Source organism: Cellulosimicrobium cellulans (assembly GCF_001722485.1).
Classification (GTDB): domain Bacteria; phylum Actinomycetota; class Actinomycetes; order Actinomycetales; family Cellulomonadaceae; genus Cellulosimicrobium; species Cellulosimicrobium cellulans_A.
Genome location: NZ_LWGL01000055.1, coordinates 1 through 18831, shown reverse-complemented (window position 1 = coordinate 18831; position 18831 = coordinate 1). Strand labels below are relative to the sequence as shown.

Sequence of the window (18831 nt, the reverse complement as noted above, 5' to 3'; positions counted from 1 at the left end):
CGCGCCCGCGGTCCGGCGGGCGCTGGGCGTGGCGCACGAGCTCGTCGACGTCGCGCGCGCGGGGGAGGGCGCCGCGCTGCCGCCCGAGCCCGGCCCCGACGACGAGGCCGCCGTCCTCTTCACCTCCGGGTCGACGGGCCCGGCCAAGGGCGTCGTGTACTCGCACGCCCGCCTCTCCGCGCTGCAGGACACGCTCGCCGAGCACTTCGACGTCGGTCCCGACACCGGGCTCGTCACGGGCTTCGCCCCGTTCGCGCTGCTCGGGCCCGCGCTCGGCACCCGGTCGGTGACGCCGAGCATGGACGTCTCCTCGCCGCGCACGCTCACCGCCCGGGCCGTCGCCGACGCCGTGCGCGCGTCGGACGCCCGCATCGTGTTCCTCTCGCCCGCCGCGATCCTCAACGTGGTCGCGACCGCCGACGCGCTCGACGCCGCCGACCGCGACGCCCTCGAGCGCGTGCGCACGTTCCTCTCCACGGGCGCGCCGATCTCGGCCGAGCTGCTCGGCTCGGCCGCCGACCTCATGCCCGCGGCCACGGCGCACACCCCGTACGGGATGACGGAGTGCCTGCTCGTCACCGACGTCACGCTCGACGGCATCCGCGACGCCGCCGCGGCCCCCGACGCGGGCGTGTGCGTGGGCCGCCCCGTGCCCGGGGCGGAGGTGCTCGTCAGCGCGCTCGACGACGACGGCGCCGCGATCGGCGCGCCGTCGGCGACGCCCGGCGTGCTCGGCGAGGTCCTCGTGCGGGCCGGACACCTCAAGGAGCGCTACGACCGGCTGTGGCTCACCGACCAGGCCGCCGAGCGCGACACCCCGCCCGGGCGCTGGCACCGCACCGGCGACGTCGGACACCTCGACGCGCAGGGCCGCCTGTGGATCGAGGGGCGGCTCGGGCACGTGCTCCGCACCGCCGACGGACCGATGGCCCCCGTGGGGCCGGAGCAGCACGTGGAGCGGGTGGCGCAGGTGCGGCGGGCCGCCGTCGTCGGCGTCGGACCCGCGGGGCTGCAGCAGGTGGTCGCGGTGGTCGAGACCGTGCCCGGCGTCCGGCGCCCCGGGCTGGCACCCGAGGCGCTCACCGCCGCCGTGCGCGCCGCGTCGCCCGTGCCGCTCGCGGCCGTGCTCGTGGTGCCGCGCATGCCCACCGACGTGCGGCACAACTCGAAGATCGACCGGGCGCGCCTCGCCGCCTGGGCGGACGGCGTCCTCGCCGGCGGGCGGGTGGGGCGGCCGTGACCGTGCTCGTGACCGGGGCGTCGGGTCTGCTCGGAGGCGCCGTCGCCCTGGCGCTCGTGGCCCGCGGCGACGAGGTCCGCACGCTCCAGCGCCGCCCTTCCGGCGTGCCGGGCGTGGAGGACGTCCAGGGGTCGGTGACCGACCCGGCGACCGTCGCGCGTGCCGTCGAGGGGGTCGACGCGGTCGTGCACCTCGCGGCCAAGGTGTCGCTCGCGGGTGAGCCCGCGGAGTTTCACGCCGTGAACGTCGAGGGCACCCGAGCGCTCCTCGACGCGGCCGAGCGCGCCGGGGTCGAGCGGTTCGTGCAGGTGTCCTCGCCCTCCGTCGCCCACCTGGGCTCGTCCCTGGTCGGGGCGGGCACGACACCGGCCGACCCCCGGCACGCTCGCGGCGAGTACGCGCGCACGAAGGCGGCGGCCGAGCTGCTCGCCCTGGACCGCGACCGCCGTCGCCGACCGGACGGGTCGGGTGGGACCGGGCCGAGCGTCGTCGCCGTGCGCCCGCACATCGTCTGGGGGCCGGGCGACACCCAGCTGGTCGAGCGGGTGCTCGAGCGGGCGGCGGGCGGGCGCCTGCCCCTGCTGGGGCACGGTGCGGCGCTCATCGACACGCTCTACGTGGACAACGCTGCGGACGGCATCCTCGCCGCGCTCGACCGCGCCCACGACGTGCACGGCCGCGCGTACGTCCTGACCAACGGCGAGCCGCGCACCGTCGCCGACCTGCTCGCGGGCATCTGCCGCGCGGGCGGCGTCGAGCCGCCGCGGTGGCGCGTGCCGGCCGGGGTCGCGCGAGCCGCGGGCAGCCTGGTAGAGGCCGTGTGGCGCGTGCGCCCGGGCGCCGACGAGCCGCCGATGACGCGCTTCCTCGCCGAGCAGCTGTCGACCGCGCACTGGTTCGACCAGCGGGCCACGCGCCGTGACCTGCGCTGGCGGCCCGCCGTGAGCGTCGACGAGGGGCTGCGGCGCCTGGCCGCGCACTACGGCGGCACGGCCGCCTGACGCCGGTCCATGGCGCCCGTGACCTGAACGCGCCCGTGACCCGCACGCGCCCGTGACCCGCACGGACGACTGCGGACCCGGCACCGTGCCCCCGGGGAGCTCAGACGGAGAAGTACTTCGCCTCGGGGTGGTGGAGCACGAACGCGTCGGTCGACTGCTCGGGGTGCAGCTGCAGCTCGGCGGAGAGCTCGACCCCGACGCGCTCAGGGCGCAGCAGCTCCACGACCTTGCGGCGGTCCTCCATGTCCGGGCACGCGGGATACCCGAGCGAGAAGCGCGCGCCGCGGTACTCGAGCTTGAACATGCCCTCCGCGGAGTCCGGGTCCTCGTCGGCGAACCCGAGCTCGGCGCGCACGCGCGCGTGCCACATCTCGGCGAGCGCCTCGGTGAGCTGGACCGAGAGCCCGTGGAGCTCCATGTACTCGCGGTAGTGGTTCCCGGCGAAGAGCCTCGCGGTGTGCTGGTCGACGCTCGCGCCCATGGTCACGAGCTGGACGGGCAGGACGTCGTACCGGCCGGTCTCCTCGACCCACGACCGCGGCCGCACGAAGTCGGCGAGGCACAGGTGCCGGTCGCGTCGCTGGCGCGGGAACGTGAAGCGCAGGCGCTCGGTCCCGGGCTCGCCGCCCGACCCGCCGTCGGGCGCCCCGATGCCGGCGAGCCCGGCGCCGTGGTGCGCGACGACGACGTCGTCGCCCTCCGACCACACGGGGAAGTACCCGTACACGACCGAGGGGTCCACGACGCCCTCCGTGCGGATCCGGTCGAGCCACGCGTTGAGCCGCGGCCGGCCCTCGGTCTCGACGAGCTCCTCGTACGACGCGCCGGACTCCCCGCGCCCGGGCTTGAGACCCCACTGGCCCATGAACGTCGCGCGCTCGTCGAGGAACGCCGCGTACTCGGACAGCTGAAGACCCTTGACGAGCCGCGTGCCCCAGAACGGCGGGGTCGGCACGGGGTTGTCGGCGGCGACGTCGGACCGCGCGGGCAGGTCCTCGACCGGCGTCTCCGTCACGGTGACCACGGCGTGGCGGCGCTTCTTCAGCGCGGGCAGCCCGACGGCGTCGGGCGACTCGCCCCGCGCGACGCGGACCAGCGGCTCCATGAGCCGCAGGCCCTCGAACGCGTCGCGCGCGTACCGGACGACGCCCGGGAACTGGCCGGCGAGGTCGTCCTCGACGTACGTCCGCGTGAGCGCCGCGCCCCCGAGGAGCACGGGCCAGCGCCCGGCGAGGCCGCGCGACGCGAGCTCCTCGAGGTTCTCCTTCATGACCACCGTCGACTTCACGAGCAGCCCGGACATGCCGATGACGTCGGCGTCGTGCTGCTCGGCCGCCTCGATCATCGCGCCGATCGGCTGCTTGATGCCGATGTTGACGACCGTGTAGCCGTTGTTCGTGAGGATGATGTCGACGAGGTTCTTGCCGATGTCGTGCACGTCGCCGCGCACGGTCGCGAGGACGATCGTGCCCTTGCTGCCCGTGTCGGCGCCCTCGGCGCGTTCCATGTGCGGCTCGAGGTAGGCGACGGCCGTCTTCATCGTCTCGGCGGACTGCAGGACGAACGGGAGCTGCATCTCGCCGCGGCCGAACAGGTCGCCCACGACCTTCATGCCCTCGAGCAGGTGCTCGTTGACGATGTCGAGGGCCTTCATGCCATTGGCGAGCGCGGCGTCGAGGTCCTCCTCGAGCCCCTTGCGCGCGCCGTCGACGATGCGCCGCTCGAGGCGCTCGCCGATCGGGAGCGCGGCGAGCTCGGCGGCGCGCGCGTCCTTGAGGGCGGCGGAGTCCACGCCCTCGAACAGCTCGAGCAGCCGGGCGAGCGGGTCGTGCACGAGGTTGCCCGCGTCGTCGTACCGGCGCCGGTCCCACACGAGGTCGAGCGCCGCCTCGCGCTGCTCGTCGGGGATCTGGGCGAGCGGCAGGATCTTCGCCGCGTGCACGATCGCGGAGTCCAGCCCGGCCGCGACCGCCTCGTGGAGGAAGACGGAGTTGAGCACGGTGCGCGCGGCGGGGTTGAGGCCGAACGACACGTTGGACACCCCGAGCGTGGTGTGGATGCCGGGGTAGCGGCGCGTGATCTCGCGGATCGCCTCGATCGTCTCGATGGCGTCGCGCCGGGTCTCCTCCTGGCCCGTGGCGATGGGGAACGTCAGCGCGTCGACGATGATGTCGTCGACCCGCAGGCCCCAGTCGCGCGTGAGCGTCTCGACGAGGCGCGTCGCGATCGCGACCTTCGTCTCCGCGGTGCGCGCCTGCCCCTCCTCGTCGATCGTCAGCGCGACGACGGCGGCGCCGTGCTCGACGACGTGCGGCATGATCCGGGCGAACCGCGACGTCGGGCCGTCGCCGTCCTCGAAGTTCACCGAGTTCACGACGGCGCGCCCGCCGACCAGCTCGAGTCCCGCCGCGATGACGTCGGGCTCGGTCGAGTCGATGACGAGCGGCAGCGTCGACGCCGACGCGAGGCGCGAGACGACCTCGCGCACGTCCGCGACGCCGTCGCGACCCACGTAGTCGACGCACACGTCGAGCAGGTGCGCGCCGTCGCGCGTCTGGGCGCGCGCGATCTCGACGCACTCGTCCCAGCTCTCCGCGAGCATCGCCTCACGGAACGCCTTCGACCCGTTCGCGTTCGTGCGCTCGCCGATCGCGAGGAACGACGTGTCCTGGCGCAGGTCCGTGTGGGAGTACAGGCTCGCGACCCCGTTCTCCCGCTGCGGGTGCCGCTCGGCCACGGGCCGCGCGCGCACCGCCTCGACGACGCGCCGCAGGTGCTCGGGCGTCGTCCCGCAGCAGCCGCCCACGAGCCCGAGCCCGAACTCGGTGACGAACTGCGTGTGCGCCGCGGCGAGCTCGTCCGGCGTGAGCGGGTACGTGGCGCCGTCCGGGCCCAGCACCGGTAGCCCTGCGTTGGGCATGCACGTCACGGGGATCTCCGCGTGGCGCGACAGGTGGCGCAGGTGCTCGCTCATCTCGGCCGGCCCGGTCGCGCAGTTCAGCCCGATCGCGTCGACGCCGAGCGCCTGGAGCGTCGTGAGCGCCGCGCCGATCTCGGAGCCCATGAGCATGGTCCCGGTGGTCTCCACGGTCACCTGCGCGATCACCGGGACGGAGCGCCCCACCGTGCGCATCGCCGCGCGCGACCCGTTCACCGCCGCCTTCGTCTGGAGCAGGTCCTGGCTCGTCTCCACGAGGAGCGCGTCCGCGCCGCCGTCGAGCAGCCCGGCGGCCTGCTCCGCGAACGTGTCGCGCAGGTGGGCGTACGTGGTGTGCCCGAGGCTCGGCAGCTTCGTGCCCGGGCCCATCGAGCCGAGCACCCAGCGCGGGTGGTCGGGGGTCGTGAACGCGTCGGCCCGCTCCCGCGCGATCCGCGCGCCCGCCGCCGCGAGCTCGCGGATGCGGTCGTCGATGCCGTAGTCGGACAGGTTCGACCAGTTCGCGCCGAACGTGTTCGTCTCGATCGCGTCGACGCCGACCTCGAGGTAGGCGTCGTGCACCGCGGCGATGATGTCCGGCCGGGAGACGTTGAGGATCTCGTTGCAGCCCTCGAGGCCCTGGTAGTCCTCCAGCGACGGGTCCTGCGCCTGGATCATCGTGCCCATCGCGCCGTCGGCGACGACCACGCGCGTGCGCAGCGCCTCGGCGAGGGCCCGGGAGCGGGCGTCGGCGAGGTCCGGGGGAGCGGCGGTGGGCATGGGGGCAGCGTAGATCGCCGACGACGCGCCCGGCCGAGCCGTCTCTCGGGTCGGTCACGGCGCTCGCGGAAATGCGTGTGCCCGACGCCGGACGGTCCCCTAGCGTGGTCCCCATGCCCGCCTCCCTCCCGGCCGACCCGGCCGCGCCCGCGCCCGCCACCACGCTCGCCCCGATCGCGGAGCGCGCCGCCGCACCGGCGACCCTGCCGCCCGTTACCGCGGGCGACCTCACCTGGCGGCCGGCGACGGCGGACGACGCGCCCGCGCTGCTCACCCTGAAGAACGAGATCGCCGAGGCCGACCGCGAGCCCTACCGGGAGACGCTCGCCGAGGTGCAGGACCTCTTCACCGCGGGCTGGCGCACGGTCGAGACGGACTCGCTCATCGGCGTCGACGCGGACGGGACGCTGCGCGCGTGGGCCCTCGTCGACACCGCGCCCGGCGACGTGACGACCGTGCGCACGTTCCTGTGGGGCGGCGTCCACCCGTCGCACCGCGGGCGGGGCATCGGACGCGAGCTCCTCGCGTGGGAGATCGGGCGCGCGCGCCAGCTGCTCGCCGCCAGCGGCAAGGAGATCCCCGCCCGCATGGCCGTGTACTCCGAGGACACCGACCCCGAGACGAAGACCCACCTGTACGAGCGGTTCGGCTTCGTCGCGCGCCGCTTCTACTCCGACCTGCGCCGCGACCTCGCGCAGCCCGTGCCCGACGTCGCGCTCGACGGCTCCCTGCGCGTCGTGCCGTGGTCGGCCGAGCTGGACGAGCCCGCGCGGCTGGCCCACAACGACGCGTTCCGTGACCACTGGGGGAGCGAGCCCCGCTCGCGCGAGGCGTGGACACACGGGCGCAGCGAGTTCGCGCCGCAGTGGTCGTTCCTCGTCGTCGACGACGCCCCGGACGTCGACGCCCTGCTCGCCGACCCGCACACCGACCCCGAGACCGCCGCCGCGCTGCGCGCCGGCGAGCCCCTCGTCGTCGGCTACGAGCTCGCCGGCCGCTTCGACGAGGACTTCCCCGTTCGCGGGTACTCGTTCGGGTACACCGAGCTGCTCGGCGTGCGCCGCGCCTACCGCGGGCGCCGCGTCGCCGTCGCGGCGCTCGCGGCGGGGATGCGCGCGTTCGCGGCCGACGGCATGCAGTACGCCGCGCTCGACGTCGACACCGAGAACCCGTCCGGCGCGCACGGCCTGTACGCGAGCCTCGGGTACGAGAAGGTGTCGGGCTCGCGGATGTACTCGATCGAGCTCTGAGGCGGCGCGCCGCGCAGCGCGGTCGGAGGAGGCGCGGTCAGAGGGTCGGGGCGCTCAGCGCGTCGCAGTCCCGCAGCGAGCCGCCCTCGTAGCCGATCGTGAACCATCGCTGCCGCTGCTCGCTCGACCCGTGCGTCCACGCCTCGGGGTTCACCTGGCCGGTCGCGGACTCCTGGATGCGGTCGTCCCCGACGGCGGACGCGGCCGACAGCGCGTCCGCGAGCTCGGCGGGCGTGATGTCCTCGAGGAACGTGACACCGGTGTCGGGGTCCACGGTGCTCGCGGCGTGACCGGCCCACATGCCCGCGAGGCAGTCCGCCATGAGCTCGATCCGCACCGAGTCCGACTCCGGGCCCGTCGCGCCGCGGTCGGCGGCGTCCATGGCGCCGATCTGCTGCTCGACGTGGTGGCCGAACTCGTGCGCGACGACGTACATCTCCGCGAGGCTGCCGCCGCTGCTCCCGAACCGGGACGTGAGGTCGTCGTAGAAGCCGAGGTCGATGTAGACCGACCGGTCGACTGGACAGTAGAACGGTCCGACGGCGCTCGTCGCGGCGCCGCACCCGGTGGACACCTGTCCAGCGAAGCTGACGACACCGGGCTCGACGTACTCGACCGACGCCTGCTCGGGGAGCGCCTCGGCCCAGTAGGCGTCGAGGGCCTGCACCGTGGCGTTGAGCCGGCACTCGCGCGTCGTGTTCGCCTGCTCGGCGGTGCACTCGTCGACGTACTCGGCCTGGCCCTCGCCGAGCGCCCCGGGGTCCGAGGCCCCGCCGCCGGTGAGCCCGCTGAGGTCGATGCCGGTCTGGCCGCTGAGGAACGCGACGGCGAGCGCCACCAGCACGGCGCCGATGCCGCCGCCCGCGATCAGCGGTCCGCGGCCCAGGCCGCCTGCCTTGCGCACGCGCCCGCCCTCGAACGAGCCGCCCTCCTGGAACGACACCGCCTCACGCTAGCGCCGAGGGCGGTGGCTCACCTGGGGAGCGGGCCGCGGTCAGAGGTCGACGAGCGCCTTGAGCACCCGCGCGAGCAGCGCGTGGTCGGCGACAGCGCCTCCGGCGCGCGACCGGCGCTCGCGGCGGCTCGTCGGGGCGGGCGGCGCGACGTCGTCGTCGGCGACGAGCTCACGGCGCGGCAGTGCGCCCGAGGCGTCCCCGCCGGCATTGGCGGACATTTCCTCGAGATAGGCGTCGACGAATTCGACGAGCAATTGTTCGGTGCGTCGTCCGGTCAGTGCGATGTTCCAGTCGGAAGGGCCGACGAGAATGACCGAGAGGTCTTTTCCGAGGCGATAGACGAAGACGCAGTTCTCCGACGTGTTGAGAATGCACCGCGCGGAGTCGCCGGGGATTTCCGGGCCCGCCGACAGGGCCGCGGCGATCGTGCGGGCGAGCGCGACGATCCCCGCGGCGTCGACCCCGGAGCTGCCGATCGGCTCACCCCCGGGTCCCAGGGCCAGGACGTGCGCGACGTTCTCGAGCGCGTCGTCGATGCGCTCGAGGACGTCGCGCACGCTGCGCGCGCCGGCCGGTGCCGGGGCGCTGCGGGGTGGGCTGGCAGGCATGCGTCAGAGCGTGATCGTCTCGTCGAGGGTGGCGAGGCCGCGGCGCGCGAGCGCGAGATTGGCCCGGCCGCGCTCGAGCACGAGGTACGTGAAGGTGCCGCGCAGGGTGTCGCGCTGCGAGAGGCGGATCAGGTGGTACTGGCCGCCCAGGGTGATGAGGATGTCCTCGATCTGGTCGTTGAGGCCGAGCTGCTCGATCGCCCGGAGCTTCGCGCGGATCACCTCGGTGTTCGCGGCGGCCGCCAGCTCGAGGTCGAACGGCACGAGCTGCTTCTGGACCAGGGCGAGCCCGCTGCCGTAGTCGACGACGGCGACGGCCATCGCGCCGTCGAGCTCGAGGATCTTGCTGAGCGCCTCGTCGGCAGTGCTCATGGTTTTCCTTTCCGAGTTTCCGGCGGGGGTCGTCGGGACCGTATCACGTCCCCTCCGAGGGCAAGAAAGGTGCCCGGAACCGATTCGACGGCCGTCGGCGAGTCCCCTTCCGGTGACATTTGTGCGTGCATTCACGAGGGTGAAGCCGTGACGTTCCTGTTCAGCCGGTCGACGGGCGCGCGCCCCGCCCGGACGGCCGCACCCGTAGGATCGTCGTCGAGCCCGCGCGGGCCCGGGACCGACGTGGCGCACACCACGGGAGCAGGTCCGGCCGCGTCGGGCGTCCCCGCACCACCGGAGAGGACCCTTCCGTGATCACCGCCCACGCCGTCGAGCTGCGCGTCGGAGCCCGCGTCCTGCTGCACGAGGCCACGTTCCAGATCGCTGCCGGCGACCGGATCGGCCTCGTCGGGCGCAACGGCGCCGGCAAGACGACGCTCACCAAGACCCTGGCGGGGGAGACCCAGCCCACGGCGGGGAAGATCACGCGCGGCGGCGAGATCGGCTACCTGCCGCAGGACCCGCGCACGGGCGACCTCGACGTCGTCGCGCTCGACCGCGTGCTCTCGGCGCGCGACCTCGACAAGATCGTGCGCCAGATGCGCGAGACCGAGGGGGCGATGGCGAGCGCGGACCCCGAGACGCACGAGGCCGCGATGGCCCGGTACCCGAAGCTCGAGGCGCGCTTCCTCGCCGCGGGCGGCTACGCCGCGGAGAGCGAGGCGCACCGCATCACGAGCAACCTCGGCCTCGACGACCGTGTCCTCGCCCAGCCGCTCGGCACGCTCTCGGGCGGTCAGCGACGGCGCATCGAGCTCGCCCGCATCCTGTTCTCCGGCGTCGAGACGCTGCTGCTCGACGAGCCGACGAACCACCTCGACGCCGACTCGATCATCTGGCTGCGCGACTACCTCAAGGCGTACTCGGGCGGCTTCGTGGTGATCTCCCACGACGTCGAGCTGCTGCGCGCCACGGTGAACAAGGTGTTCCACCTGGACGCCAACCGGGGCGAGCTGGACCAGTACAACCTCGGCTGGGACGCCTACCTCGAGCAGCGCGAGACGGACGAGCGCCGTCGTCGCCGCGAGCGGCAGAACGCCGAGAAGAAGGCGGGCGCGCTGCTCGCGCAGGCCGAGAAGATGCGCGCCAAGGCCACCAAGGCCGTCGCCGCGCAGAACATGATGCGGCGCGCCGAGCGCATGATGTCCGGCGTCGAGGGCGAGCGGCGGAGCGACCGCGTGGCGAAGCTGCGGTTCCCCACGCCCGCGCCGTGCGGGCGCACGCCCCTCACCGCGAGCGGGCTGTCGAAGGCGTACGGCTCGCAGGAGGTCTTCGCCGGGGTCGACCTCGCGATCGACCGGGGGAGCAGGGTCGTCGTGCTCGGGCTCAACGGTGCCGGCAAGACGACGCTGCTGCGCATCCTCGGCGGCGTCGAGCAGCCCGACACGGGCGAGGTGCACGCCGGCCACGGGCTCAAGCTGGGCTACTACGCCCAGGAGCACGAGACGCTCGACATGGACGCGACCGTCGTGGAGAACCTGCGCCACGCGGCGCCGGACCTCACGGACACCCAGGTGCGCTCGGTGCTCGGCTCGTTCCTGTTCTCCGGGGACGACGCCGAGAAGCCGGTGCGCGTGCTGTCGGGCGGGGAGAAGACGCGCCTCGCGCTCGCGACGCTCGTCGTGTCCTCGGCGAACGTCCTGCTGCTCGACGAGCCGACGAACAACCTCGATCCCGCGTCGCGCGCCGAGATCCTCGGGGCGCTCAAGACGTACGAGGGTGCCGTCGTCATGGTCACGCACGACGACGGCGCGGTGGAGGCGCTCGAGCCCGAGCGCGTGCTGCTCCTGCCGGACGGCGACGAGGACCTGTGGAGCGACGACTACGCGGAGCTCGTCTCCCTCGCCTGAGCCGGGTCAGCGCGCGCCGTCGCGCCCGTCCGGGCCGGGGCCGAGCTGGGCGTCGATGAGCGCGTCCTCCTCGTCCTCCGCGGTGGGGCGCCGGTTGCGCGGCTCGCGGCGGGGCCGCGGGGCCTCCGGGTCGTGCTCGGCGAGGAGGTCGCCCGCCGTGAGCGTCCCGTCCTCGCCGCGGGCGTCGCGGCGGTCGCGGCGGACCAGCAGCCAGAACCCGACGACCGCGCCGAGCGCGAACACGCCCCACTGGAACGCGTAGGACAGGTGCGACCCCGGGTCGGTGTCCGGCTTCGGCAGCGCCCGGAGCGGCTGCGCGGGCGCCGGGTCCTCGGACCGCAGCTGGCCGTACGCGCCCACGGTGCGCCCCGCGGCCCAGTCGCCGCCCTCGGGCCCGGCGTCGAGCACCTGGGCCGTGGCGATCGCCTGGACCTGCCCCGGGGGTGCCTCCCGGTCGGACGCCGGCTCGTCCGCCCGCAGCGTGACCGTCGCCTCCACGGTGCCCTCGGGCGCGGCGGGCACGTCGCCCGGCGTCACGGCGTCGGTGCCGAGCGGCACGAAGCCGCGGTCCACGACGACGACGAGGCCGTCGGGCGCCGTCGTCGTCGGCTCGGTGACGAACGGCACGAGGACGTGGAACCCCGGGCTCCCGCCGACGGGACGGTTGCGCAGCAGCACGGTCGACTCCGTGGCGTACCGGCCCTCGAGCGTCACGGGTCGCCACACGTCGGCGGGCCCGAGGTCGGCACCGGGCTCCGGGAGCACCTCGTCCACCGGGACCGGCGCGGCCGCGTAGTTGGCCTCGATGCGCTGGATCTCCGCCTCGCGGTCCACGTAGCGGTTCCACTGCCACCGCGCGGCCACGAGGCACAGCGCGACGAGCAGGACGACCCCGACGGCGAGCGTCGCCCACTCGCGGGGCGTGCGCGGTTGGTGGGCGTCCGCGGTGGTGCGCTCCGGCGTCGGCACCCGCGGCGGCGGGCTCTGCGTCGGCGGGCTCTGCGTCGCGGGGACGGGCGCCTGCGTCACGGCGCCGCCTGGCGCTCGAGCTCGTCGACCGGGACCGTCGTGCGCCAGAACGAGCGCGCGCCGAGGAACGTCTCGAGGTGCGCGCGGTGCTCGTCGCACGCGAGCCACACCTTGCGGCGCTCGGGCGTGTGGATCTTCGGGTTGTTCCACAGCAGGCCCCACGCCGCCGCCGCGCGGCAGCCCTTCGCGCTGCACACGAGATCGTCGTCGCCGACGGGGTCGGCGATGCCCAGCACGTCCGTCACCGGTCCTCCTCGGGTCGGTCCCCGGGGCCGAGGCCCTGCGCGCCCGGGGCGCGGCCGGGCGGGAGCTGCGGGTGCTCCATCGGGGAGGTGTCGTAGTGAGCCTGGTCACGCCCGGCGTTCGCGAACAGGACGGCGCTGTACGGCAGGACGACCGCCGCGACGGCGAGGACCAGCGTGAGCCACGGCAACCAGGCGTAGACCGCGATCGCCCCGAGGAAGCACACGACGCGGATCCCCATCTGGACGAGGTACCTGCGCGTGCGGCGCGCCTGGTCGTCCGCCAGCGGCTCGGGCGCGGACGTGATGCTCGGGACGGGTTCGTCCGAGCGTCCTCCGGCGCGTCGTCTGCTCACCCGCCCAGTCTACGTTTGTGCGGACCCGACAAACGGTCCGGCGCAGGTGTGACGGTCCGTGCGCGCACCGCGGCGCGGGCGCAGGGTAGGTTCGGCACGACCCCCCACTCGTCCCACCGAGGAGCCCACGTGTCCGAAGCCACCGCAGCCGCCCCGCGCACCGTCGTCGTCACCGGCGCAGCCCGGGGGATCGGACGCGCCGTCGCCGAGCGGTTCGTGGCCAACGGCGACCGCGTCGCCACGGTGTACCGCGGCGGTGACCTGCCCGACGGCGTCCTCGGCGCCGTCGCCGACATCACGGACACGGCCGCGGTCGACGCGGCCTTCACCGAGATCGAGGACGAGCTCGGCCCCGTCGAGGTCCTCGTGGCGAACGCGGGCGTGACGCGCGACCAGCTCCTGCTGCGCATGACGGACGAGGACTTCGAGTCCGTGATCGACGTCAACCTCACGGGCACCTTCCGCTGCGTGCGCCGTGTGACGAAGGGCATGATCCGGCAGCGCCACGGCCGCATCGTCCTCGTCTCCTCCGTCATCGGGCTGTACGGGGGCGCGGGCCAGGTCAACTACGGCTCCTCCAAGGCCGCGCTCGTGGGGATGGCGCGCTCGATCACGCGCGAGCTCGGCTCGCGCGGCATCACGGCGAACGTCGTGGCGCCGGGATTCATCGACACGGCGATGACCGCGGCACTGCCGCAGGAGCGCCAGGACGCCTACAAGGCGCAGATCCCGGCGGGCCGGTTCGCCCGGCCCGAGGAGGTCGCCGGCGTGGTGCAGTTCCTCGCGTCCGACGCCGCGGCGTACGTCTCCGGCGCCGTGATCCCGGTCGACGGCGGCCTCGGCATGGGGCACTGAGCGGGTCTCCACGGTCCCGCGGCCCGGCCGCCCACCTCTCTCCCCGCACGTTCTTCAGTACGCTCGCCCCAGCGCGCCCGCCGACCGGGCGCACGACGGAAGGAAACCGATGGGTCTGCTCGACGGCAAGAAGCTCCTGGTGACCGGGGTCCTCACGGACTCCTCGATCGCGTTCCACGCGGCGCGGCTCGCCCAGGAGGAGGGGGCCCAGGTGGTGCTGTCCTCGTTCGGCCGGCAGATGAAGCTCACGCAGGCGTTCGCCAAGCGGCTGCCCACCGAGGCGCCCGTGGTGCAGCTCGACGTGACCGACGACCAGGACCTCGCGGACCTGGCCGACAACGTCCGCGAGCACGTCGACTCGCTCGACGGCGTCGTGCACTCCATCGGCTTCGCGCCGCAGTCCGTCATGGGCGGCAACTTCCTGTCGGCCTCGTGGGAGGACGTCGCGACGGCGCTCCAGGTCTCCACGTTCTCCTACAAGTCGCTCGCGACGGCGGCCAAGCCCCTCATGACGAACGGCGGCGCGCTCGTCGGGCTCACGTTCGACGCGCAGTTCGCGTGGCCGGTGTACGACTGGATGGGCGTCGCGAAGGCGGGCCTCGAGTCGGCGAACCGGTACCTCGCCCGCGACCTCGGCCCCGACGGCATCCGCGCCAACCTCGTCTCCGCGGGCCCGATCCGCACGACCGCCGCGAAGTCGATCCCCGGCTTCGAGACGATGGAGGACGCGTGGCCGCGCCGCGCCCCGCTCGGCTGGGACCAGACGACGGCCGAGCCCGCCGCGCGCGCCGTCGTCGCGCTGCTCTCGGACTGGTTCCCGGCCACCACCGGTGAGATCGTGCACGTCGACGGCGGCGTGCACGCCATGGGTCAGTGACTGACGCGACGCACGGCACGGACGGGGCGGTGCGCCGCCTCGTCCTGCTGCGCCACGCCAAGGCCGAGCGGGCGGGGGCCGTCGACGACGTCCTGCGCCCGCTGCGGCTCGACGGGCGGCGCCAGGCCGGCCGGGTCGGCACGGCGCTGCGCGAGAGCGGCCTCGTGCCGGAGCGTGTCCTGTGCTCGTCCGCGCTGCGCACCCGCCAGACGTGGGAGCTGCTGGCGGCGCACCTCGGCGACGTCGAGCCCGAGGTCACGGTCAGCGACGCGCTGTACGCCGCGGACGTCGACGACGTGCTGGGGCACGTCCGGGCGACGGACGCGCGCGTGCGCACGCTCCTCGTGGTCGGGCACGAGCCGACCATGGCCGCGACCGCGTCGTTCCTCGCGGACCCGGCGTCCGACGGCGGGGCGCTCGCCCAGGTGCAGGTCGGGGTGCCGACCGCGACGTACAGCGTGCTGGAGTCCGCGGCGGCCTGGCAGGAGTGGGGAGCGCGCGGCGCGCTCCTGACCTACGTGGGGCGTCCTCCGGCCTGACGCCGTGCGGCGTCCGCGCCGTCCACGACGTCGAGCACCGCGTCGAGCCGCGGACCGTCGACCGTGTAGGGCGCCTGCTCGCGCACGAGCGGCTTGGCCGCGAAGGCGATGCCGATCCCGGCGGCGGCGATCATGTCGAGGTCGTTGGCGCCGTCTCCCACCGCGATGGTGTCCTCGCGGGGCACGCCGAGGCGCGCGGCGAACTCGAGCAGCGTGGTGGCCTTGGCGGCGCGGTCGACCACCGGTCCGACGGTGCGGCCCGTGAGCCGGCCGTCGGACGCCTCGAGGCGGTTGGCGCGGTAGAGCGTGATGCCGAGCTCGGCGGCCAGGGGCGCGACGACCTCCTCGAACCCGCCGGAGACGAGGCCGACCTCCCATCCGCGCCGGCGCGCCTCGGCGACGAGCTCGGGGGCGCCGGCCGTGAACGTCGCGCGGGCGCGCACGTCGGCGAACGCCTCGACCGGGACGCCCGCGAGCGTGGCGACGCGCTCGCGCAGCGAGGCGGTGAAGTCGATCTCGCCGCGCATGGCCCGCTCGGTGACGGCGGCCACCTGCTCGCGCGTGCCGGCGTGGTCGGCGAGGAGCTCGATGACCTCCTGCGCGATGAGCGTCGAGTCGACGTCCATGACGAGGAGGCGGGCGGGCCGGCCGGACGGCCCGGCGCCGGAGGGTGCCACGTCGGGTGCGACGTCGGCCGACGGCGTGCTCACTCGACGACCGTCCCCTTCGGCACGACGGTGATGCCGCTCTCGGTCACCGTGAAGCCGCGCGCGCGGTCCTGCTCGGGGTCGAGGCCGATGCGCGCCTGCTCCTTGATGACGACGTTCTTGTCGATGATCGCCCGGTGCACCTGCGCGTGGCGGTGGACCTGCACGCCGTCCATGAGCACCGAGTCGGAGACCGACGACCACGAGTGCAGGTAGACGCCGGGGGACAGGACCGACCCGACGGCCGTCGCACCGGAGATGATGACGCCGGGGGAGACGATCGAGTCGGCGGCGTGGCCGAGGCGGCCGCGCCCGGCGTGCACGAACTTCGCCGGCGGCAGGCCCGTGTAGCCGGTGTGCAGCGGCCACTCCTCGTTGTAGAGGTTGAACACGGGCGTGACCGCGATGAGGTCCTTGTTCGCCTCGTAGTACGAGTCGATGGTCCCGACGTCGCGCCAGTAGTCGCGGTCGCGGTCCGTCGAGCCGGGGACGTCGTTGCGGATGAAGTCGTAGACCGCGGCCGTCCCCTTCTCCACGAAGGCCGGCACGATGTCGCCGCCCATGTCGTGGCGGGAGTCCACGTCGGCCGCGTCCGACGTCACGGCGTCGACGAGCGCGTCGGTGTCCATGACGTAGTTGCCCATCGAGGCGAGGATCTCGTGCGGAGAGTCCGGCAGGCCGACCGGGTCCTTCGGCTTCTCGCGGAAGGCCGCGATCCGCGTGGGGTCGGACGGGTCGGTCTCGATGACGCCGAACTGGTCCGCCATGGAGATGGGCTGGCGGATGCCCGCGACCGTGAGCTGCGCACCGGACTCGACGTGGGCGTCGACCATCTGGGAGAAGTCCATGCGGTAGACGTGGTCGGCGCCGACGACGACGACGATGTCCGGGCGCTCGTCGTCGATGATGTTGAGGCACTGGTAGATGGCGTCCGCGCTGCCGAGGTACCAGTGCTTGCCGACGCGCTGCTGCGCGGGGACCGGGGCGACGTAGTTGCCGAGCAGGGCCGACATGCGCCACGTCTTCGTGATGTGCCGGTCCAGGCTGTGCGACTTGTACTGCGTGAGGACGACGATCTTCAGGTAGTGCGAGTTCACGAGGTTCGACAGCGCGAAGTCCACGAGGCGGTAGATGCCGCCGAACGGCACGGCCGGCTTCGCCCGCGACTCCGTGAGCGGCATGAGGCGCTTGCCCTCGCCCCCGGCGAGGACGATGGCGAGGACTCGAGGTGCGGCGGCCATGCCCGAACCGTAGTCCCTCGGGTGGCGGGCTCGCAGCACGACCCGCATGCCGGTGCGCGGGCGGCCGAGCGGCGTCGTCGGCACGGTTCCGGTGGCTCGCGCGGCGCGGTGGGCTAGCGTGTGCCGCGTGAGAGTCGACCTGCTGACCCGCGAGTACCCGCCGCACGTCTACGGCGGGGCCGGCGTGCACGTCGCCGAGCTGTCGAACGTCCTGCGCCGCCACGTCGACGTGCGCGTGCGCTGCTTCGACGGGCCGCGCGGCGAGGACGGCGTCACCGGGTACACGGTGCCCGGCGCGCTCGCCCGGGCGAACGCGGCGCTCGGCACGTTCGGCGTCGACCTCGAGATGGCCGGGGACGTCGCCGGCGCCGACCTCGTGCACTCGCACACGTGGTACGCCAACCTCGGCGGCCACCTCGCGGGGCTGCTCCACGGGGTGCCGCACGTGCTGTCCGCGCACTCGCTCGAGCCCTTGCGCCCGTGGAAGGCAGAGCAGCTCGGCGGTGGGTACGCCTTGTCGTCGTGGGCCGAGCGCACCGCGTACGAGGGCGCCGCGGGCGTGATCGCCGTGTCGGCCGGGATGCGCGACGACATCCTGCGGGTCTACCCGCAGGTCGACCCGGCGAAGGTGCACGTAGTGCACAACGGGATCGACCTCGACGGGTGGCGGCGTCCCGAGCGCGAGACCGACGTCGCCGTCGCCGAGCGCGTGGTCCGCGAGCTCGGCGTCGACCCGGACCGTCCGGCGGTCGTGTTCGTCGGGCGCATCACGCGCCAGAAGGGCCTGCCCTACCTCCTGCGCGCCGCGCGGTCGCTGCCGCCCGAGGTCCAGCTCGTGCTGTGCGCCGGTGCGCCCGACACCCCGGAGATCGCCGCCGAGGTCAGCGGCGCCGTCGCGCAGCTCCAGGCCGAGCGCACGGGCGTCGTGTGGATCGAGCAGATGCTCCCGCGGGCCGAGCTCGTGGCGGTGCTCGCCGCCTCCACCGTGTTCGTGTGCCCGTCGGTCTACGAGCCGCTCGGGATCGTCAACCTCGAGGCCATGGCGGTCGGGCTCCCGGTCGTCGGCACCGCGACCGGCGGCATCCCCGAGGTCGTCGACGACGGCGTCACCGGGGTGCTGGTCCCCATCGACCAGGCGGACGACGGTACCGGCACGCCCCTCGACCCGGACCGCTTCGTCGCCGACCTCGCCGACGCGCTCACCCGCGTCGTGGCGGACCCGGCGCGCGCCGCCGAGATGGGCGTGGCCGCCCGCCGCCGCGTCGAGGAGCACTTCGCGTGGGACGCGATCGGCGAGCGGACGCTCGAGGTCTACCGGACGGTCCTCGATCGGGCGTAGCGGGCGGGTCTCAGGCCGGGGGACCGGCTGCCGTCGCGTCGTCGACCCACAGCGTGGCGGCGCCGACCGCGCGGCGGGACGCCCGGTCGACCTCGCGGAGCGCGGTCGAGCGCTGGTCCGCCTGCCACAGGTTCACGGCGCCGCCGTCGTCGACGGACGCGAGGTCGACGATCGCGCGCAGCCGGACCGCCTGCTCGAGCACGCGCACCGCCCGGGGGTCGAGGTCGTGCGGCAGCTGCCACCCCGGGGCGCCGCCCGAGCGCAGCCCCGCGATCGCCTCGGCCGCGTCCTCGCGCCAGCGCGCGACGTCGAGCGTGTCGAGGGCCTGCGTCGCGACGACCAGCGCGGTCCGCAGCTCGCGCTCGGCCTCGGCCAGCGTGCCCGCGGCGCCCAGCACGCGCGTCGTCCACGGCGGGACCGCGGTGACGTGCCACGTGACGAGGTGCCCGGGCTCGAGCTCGCTGCCGAACTCGCTCACGTCCGGCACGAGCGCCCACGAGCCGGCCGGCGTCGTGACGAGGACGCACTCGCCCACGTCGGTCGCGGCGGCCGCGGCCTCGGGCGGCACGCCGCCGACGTCGCCCGGGACGGGCGCGAGGGCCGCGACGGCTC

Annotated in this window: 18 protein-coding genes; 8 read left to right on the top strand and 10 right to left on the bottom strand. The window is 74.5% G+C overall.

The window, feature by feature from the left end:
• Positions 1 to 1240: AMP-binding protein (locus JZ5iCDA_RS08370; protein WP_139123026.1), on the top strand; the 1240-nt coding region annotated here is incomplete at its 5' end.
• Positions 1237 to 2241 carry an NAD-dependent epimerase/dehydratase family protein gene (locus JZ5iCDA_RS08365; RefSeq protein WP_069386760.1) on the top strand — a complete coding sequence of 335 codons (1005 nt, stop codon included), beginning with the start codon at positions 1237 to 1239 and terminating at the stop codon, positions 2239 to 2241. The genes JZ5iCDA_RS08370 and JZ5iCDA_RS08365, both read left to right, overlap by 4 nt.
• A 100-nt stretch (positions 2242 to 2341) precedes the next feature.
• Here JZ5iCDA_RS08365 and metH read toward each other — a convergent pair whose 3' ends face one another.
• Entirely contained in the window at positions 2342 to 5938 is a 3597-nt protein-coding gene (gene metH / locus JZ5iCDA_RS08360) for a methionine synthase (RefSeq protein WP_069386759.1), read from the bottom strand.
• A 113-nt stretch (positions 5939 to 6051) separates the two neighbouring features.
• On the opposite strand from metH, the gene JZ5iCDA_RS08355 reads away from it, so the two are divergent.
• Positions 6052 to 7188, top strand: a complete 1137-nt coding sequence (locus JZ5iCDA_RS08355; protein ID WP_069386758.1) for a GNAT family N-acetyltransferase — start codon at positions 6052 to 6054, stop codon at positions 7186 to 7188.
• Between the two features lie 37 nt (positions 7189 to 7225).
• Here the strand turns inward: JZ5iCDA_RS08355 and ypfJ are convergent, their stop codons facing one another.
• Genes ypfJ through JZ5iCDA_RS08340 form a run of 3 tightly spaced genes read right to left on the bottom strand, consistent with a single transcriptional unit; the run spans position 7226 to position 9124 of the window.
• On the bottom strand, positions 7226 to 8131 hold the full coding sequence (gene ypfJ, locus JZ5iCDA_RS08350; RefSeq protein WP_069386757.1) for a KPN_02809 family neutral zinc metallopeptidase: 906 nt from the start codon (positions 8129 to 8131) through the stop codon (positions 7226 to 7228).
• A gap of 51 nt (positions 8132 to 8182) precedes the next feature.
• The gene (locus JZ5iCDA_RS08345; RefSeq protein ID WP_069386756.1) at positions 8183 to 8752 is read right to left on the bottom strand and encodes a hypothetical protein; all 570 of its coding nucleotides are present in this window, start codon (positions 8750 to 8752) and stop codon (positions 8183 to 8185) included.
• 3 nt (positions 8753 to 8755) lie between these two features.
• Positions 8756 to 9124: a hypothetical protein gene (locus JZ5iCDA_RS08340; protein WP_069386755.1), complete on the bottom strand. Its 369-nt coding sequence runs from the start codon at positions 9122 to 9124 to the stop codon at positions 8756 to 8758.
• A 311-nt stretch (positions 9125 to 9435) separates the two neighbouring features.
• Here JZ5iCDA_RS08340 and JZ5iCDA_RS08335 point away from each other — a divergent pair, with 311 nt between their 5' ends.
• Positions 9436 to 11034: an ABC-F family ATP-binding cassette domain-containing protein gene (locus JZ5iCDA_RS08335; RefSeq protein ID WP_069386754.1), complete on the top strand. Its 1599-nt coding sequence runs from the start codon at positions 9436 to 9438 to the stop codon at positions 11032 to 11034.
• A 6-nt stretch (positions 11035 to 11040) separates the two neighbouring features.
• Here JZ5iCDA_RS08335 and JZ5iCDA_RS08330 read toward each other — a convergent pair whose 3' ends face one another.
• From JZ5iCDA_RS08330 to JZ5iCDA_RS08320, 3 genes are read right to left on the bottom strand one after another with little or no spacing between them, the layout of a single operon-like run.
• A complete protein-coding gene (locus JZ5iCDA_RS08330; RefSeq protein WP_253182014.1) occupies positions 11041 to 12063 on the bottom strand; it encodes an SURF1 family cytochrome oxidase biogenesis protein in 1023 nt (340 codons plus the stop codon).
• Positions 12060 to 12308 carry a hypothetical protein gene (locus JZ5iCDA_RS08325; protein WP_069386753.1) on the bottom strand — a complete coding sequence of 83 codons (249 nt, stop codon included), beginning with the start codon at positions 12306 to 12308 and terminating at the stop codon, positions 12060 to 12062. Before JZ5iCDA_RS08325 ends, JZ5iCDA_RS08330 begins: the two co-directional genes overlap by 4 nt.
• Positions 12305 to 12661: a DUF3099 domain-containing protein gene (locus JZ5iCDA_RS08320; RefSeq protein ID WP_069386752.1), complete on the bottom strand. Its 357-nt coding sequence runs from the start codon at positions 12659 to 12661 to the stop codon at positions 12305 to 12307. The genes JZ5iCDA_RS08325 and JZ5iCDA_RS08320 overlap by 4 nt, the downstream gene beginning before the upstream one ends.
• Before the next feature lie 129 nt (positions 12662 to 12790).
• Here JZ5iCDA_RS08320 and fabG point away from each other — a divergent pair, with 129 nt between their 5' ends.
• The 3 genes from fabG (at position 12791) to JZ5iCDA_RS08305 (ending at position 14932) form a co-directional block, all read left to right on the top strand.
• Positions 12791 to 13516 (top strand): 3-oxoacyl-ACP reductase FabG, encoded by a 726-nt coding sequence (fabG, locus tag JZ5iCDA_RS08315; RefSeq protein WP_069386751.1) that lies wholly within the window; start codon positions 12791 to 12793, stop codon positions 13514 to 13516.
• 109 nt (positions 13517 to 13625) lie between these two features.
• Positions 13626 to 14393 (top strand): enoyl-ACP reductase FabI, encoded by a 768-nt coding sequence (gene fabI / locus JZ5iCDA_RS08310; protein WP_069386750.1) that lies wholly within the window; start codon positions 13626 to 13628, stop codon positions 14391 to 14393.
• The gene (locus tag JZ5iCDA_RS08305) at positions 14390 to 14932 is read left to right on the top strand and encodes a SixA phosphatase family protein (protein ID WP_069386749.1); all 543 of its coding nucleotides are present in this window, start codon (positions 14390 to 14392) and stop codon (positions 14930 to 14932) included. Before fabI ends, JZ5iCDA_RS08305 begins: the two co-directional genes overlap by 4 nt.
• Here JZ5iCDA_RS08305 and serB read toward each other — a convergent pair.
• A complete protein-coding gene (gene serB / locus JZ5iCDA_RS08300) occupies positions 14908 to 15609 on the bottom strand; it encodes a phosphoserine phosphatase SerB (RefSeq protein ID WP_436967396.1) in 702 nt (233 codons plus the stop codon). The two genes, JZ5iCDA_RS08305 and serB, sit on opposite strands and share 25 nt — an antisense overlap.
• 29 nt (positions 15610 to 15638) lie before the next feature.
• A complete protein-coding gene (gene glgC, locus JZ5iCDA_RS08295) occupies positions 15639 to 16880 on the bottom strand; it encodes a glucose-1-phosphate adenylyltransferase (protein ID WP_069386762.1) in 1242 nt (413 codons plus the stop codon).
• A gap of 127 nt (positions 16881 to 17007) precedes the next feature.
• Between glgC and glgA the strand changes: the two genes are divergently transcribed.
• Positions 17008 to 18219: a glycogen synthase gene (gene glgA, locus JZ5iCDA_RS08290; protein WP_069386761.1), complete on the top strand. Its 1212-nt coding sequence runs from the start codon at positions 17008 to 17010 to the stop codon at positions 18217 to 18219.
• Between the two features lie 10 nt (positions 18220 to 18229).
• Here glgA and JZ5iCDA_RS18800 read toward each other — a convergent pair.
• Positions 18230 to 18831: hypothetical protein (locus JZ5iCDA_RS18800; RefSeq protein ID WP_069386748.1), on the bottom strand; the 602-nt coding region annotated here is incomplete at its 5' end.

Excerpts from the sequence above, each read along its gene's own strand:
- JZ5iCDA_RS08345 (WP_069386756.1), bottom strand. The coding sequence starts at position 8,752 with ATGCCTGCCAGCCCACCCCGCAGCGCCCCGGCACCGGCCGGCGCGCGC.
- JZ5iCDA_RS08340 (WP_069386755.1), bottom strand. The coding sequence starts at position 9,124 with ATGAGCACTGCCGACGAGGCGCTCAGCAAGATCCTCGAGCTCGACGGC.
- fabI (WP_069386750.1), top strand. The coding sequence starts at position 13,626 with ATGGGTCTGCTCGACGGCAAGAAGCTCCTGGTGACCGGGGTCCTCACG.
- JZ5iCDA_RS08355 (WP_069386758.1), top strand. The coding sequence starts at position 6,052 with ATGCCCGCCTCCCTCCCGGCCGACCCGGCCGCGCCCGCGCCCGCCACC.
- glgC (WP_069386762.1), bottom strand. The coding sequence starts at position 16,880 with ATGGCCGCCGCACCTCGAGTCCTCGCCATCGTCCTCGCCGGGGGCGAG.
- metH (WP_069386759.1), bottom strand. The coding sequence starts at position 5,938 with ATGCCCACCGCCGCTCCCCCGGACCTCGCCGACGCCCGCTCCCGGGCC.